A 2,256-nucleotide genomic window follows, 5' to 3' on the forward strand; every position below is an offset into this window, starting at 1 on the left:
CACCACCCACGGCACCACCCCCACCGATGCGACCGCCTCAGCAACCCGCGCCGCCACCGGTTCCGGGGCTTGCTCCAAGATCACGTGGGCGTTCGTGCCGCTGATGCCGAACGACGAGACGGCGGCCCGCCGGGGGGTGTCACGACGCGGCCACTGGACGGGGTCGGTCAGCAGGCGTACGGCGCCGGACTGCCAGTCCACGTGCGGCGTCGGCTCATCGATGTGCGGGGAGATCGGCAGCTTCTCGTGCCGCATGGCCATGACCATCTTGATCACGCCAGCCACCCCGGCAGCGGCCTGCGCGTGCCCGATGTTGGCCTTGATGGACCCCAGGTGCAGGGGCAGGTCGGCGGGGCGGTCTTCCCCGTAGGTGGCCAGCAGCGCCTGTGCCTCGATCGGGTCGCCCAGGGTGGTGCCGGTGCCGTGCCCCTCCACCACGTCCACCTGGTCGGCGGCCAGTCGCGCGTTCGCCAGCGCCTCCCGGATGACCCGCTCCTGCGCGGCGTCGTTGGGGGCGGTGAGGCCGTTGCTGGCGCCGTCCTGGGTGACCGCGGAACCCCGTAGCACCGCCAGCACCCGATGACCGTTGCGCTGTGCGTCGGACAGGCGCTCCAGCAGGACCAGCCCGGCGCCTTCCGAGAAGCCGGTGCCGTCGGCGGAGGCGGCGAAGGACTTGCACCGGCCGTCCGGGGCCAGGCCGCGTTGCCGGGAGAACTCCACAAAGGCCGTGGGCGTGGTGAGCGCCGTCACCCCGCCTGCCAGCGCCATCGTGCACTCACCCTGCCGCAGCGCCTGCGCGGCCAGGTGCATCGCCACCAGCGACGACGAACACGCCGTGTCCACCGTCACCGCCGGGCCCTCCAGGCCGAAGGTGTACGCGACGCGGCCCGAGACCACGCTGGTGAGGGTGCCCGTCGTCGCGTACCCCTCGAAGCCCTCCGGGACGCGCGGCATGCCGGACATGTAGTCGCGGCTGGACACACCGGCGTAGACACCGGTCGTGCTGCCCTTCAATGTCGCGGGATCGATGCCCGCCCGCTCGAAGGTCTCCCAGGCCACCTCCAGCAGCAGCCGCTGCTGGGGGTCCATGGCCACGGCCTCACGCGGACTGATGCCGAAGAAATCCGCGTCGAACCTGTCGGCGTCGTGCAGGAAGCCGCCCTCGCGTACGTAACTTGTGCCGGGGTGGTCCGGGTCGGGGTGGTAGAGGGCGTCCAGGTCCCAGCCGCGGTCGGTCGGGAAGGCGGTGATCGAGTCCCCGCCCGAGTCGACCAGGTCCCACAGCTCCTCGGGAGAGGTGATCCCGCCCGGGTAGCGGCAGGCCATGGCCACTACGGCGATCGGCTGTCGCTGCCGTTCCTCCGCCTCGCGCAAACGCTGGCGAGTCTGCCCGAGATCCGCTGTGACCCGCTTCAGGTACTGGCGAAGCTTTTCTTCGGTACCGGACATTCAGTTCTCGCTCTCCCGATCATGACGTGACTTCGCGGTCAATCAGGTCGAACAGCTCGTCGTCAGAGGCGGACTCCAGTGCTTCGTCGGCCACACTCCGCTCTGTGTCGGCCGCACCATCACCCAGCCTCCAGAGCAGGGTCTCCAGGCGTTTGGCCAGCCTGCCGCGGGCGTCTCCCTCAGGTGCGCATCGCGTCATCGCGCGTTCCAGCTTCTCCAGTTCGGCGAAGAGGGGCTGCGACGGGTCGGCGTCAGCGGGGCAGAGTTCGCCGCGCAGATACTCCGCGATGGCCGCAGGGGTCGGGTACCTGAAGATGAAGGTGGCGGGCAGGCGCAGACCGCTGGCGGCAGCCAGCCTGTTCCTTAGTTCGACGGCGGTCAGGGAGTCGAAGCCCAGTTCCTTGAAGGGCACATCGGCGGGCACCGCGTTGGAGTCGGTATGCCCGAGCACCGCTGTGGCGTGCGTACGGACCAGGTCGAGCAGCACGCGGTGTTGCTCGTCCCGGGGGGTGGCTGCCAGGCGGCTGACCCAGTCGGCCGGCGAGGGGCCCGCTGCGGCGGTCCGCCGTGCCGGGCCGCCGCTGGCGAGGGCACGCAGGAGCGCGGGCACCTTGTCAGCGGGTTCGGCGGTCAGGGCCCGGACATCCAGGTTCGCCGCGATCAGCTGCGGGTCGCCGTGGCGGCAGGCGGCGTCGAGCAGTCCCAGGGCTTGTTCGCTGGACATCGCACCGATGCCCATGCGGTTCATCCGTGCCAGGTCGGTGTCGGTGACCTTGCCCGTCATGCCACTGGAATCGGCCCACAGCC

At 70.7% G+C, this 2,256-nt stretch carries 2 protein-coding genes; both read right to left on the reverse strand.

The window, feature by feature from the left end; translation table 11 throughout:
• The coding region (locus tag AC5P1B_RS35565) for a type I polyketide synthase (protein ID WP_493892172.1) at positions 1-1,449 on the reverse strand (1,449 nt) is incomplete at its 3' end.
• Positions 1,450-1,468: 19 nt separating this feature from the next.
• Positions 1,469-2,256: acyl carrier protein (locus AC5P1B_RS35570; protein WP_493892173.1), on the reverse strand; the 788-nt coding region annotated here is incomplete at its 5' end.

This window comes from Streptomyces sp. A01, assembly GCF_059026195.1.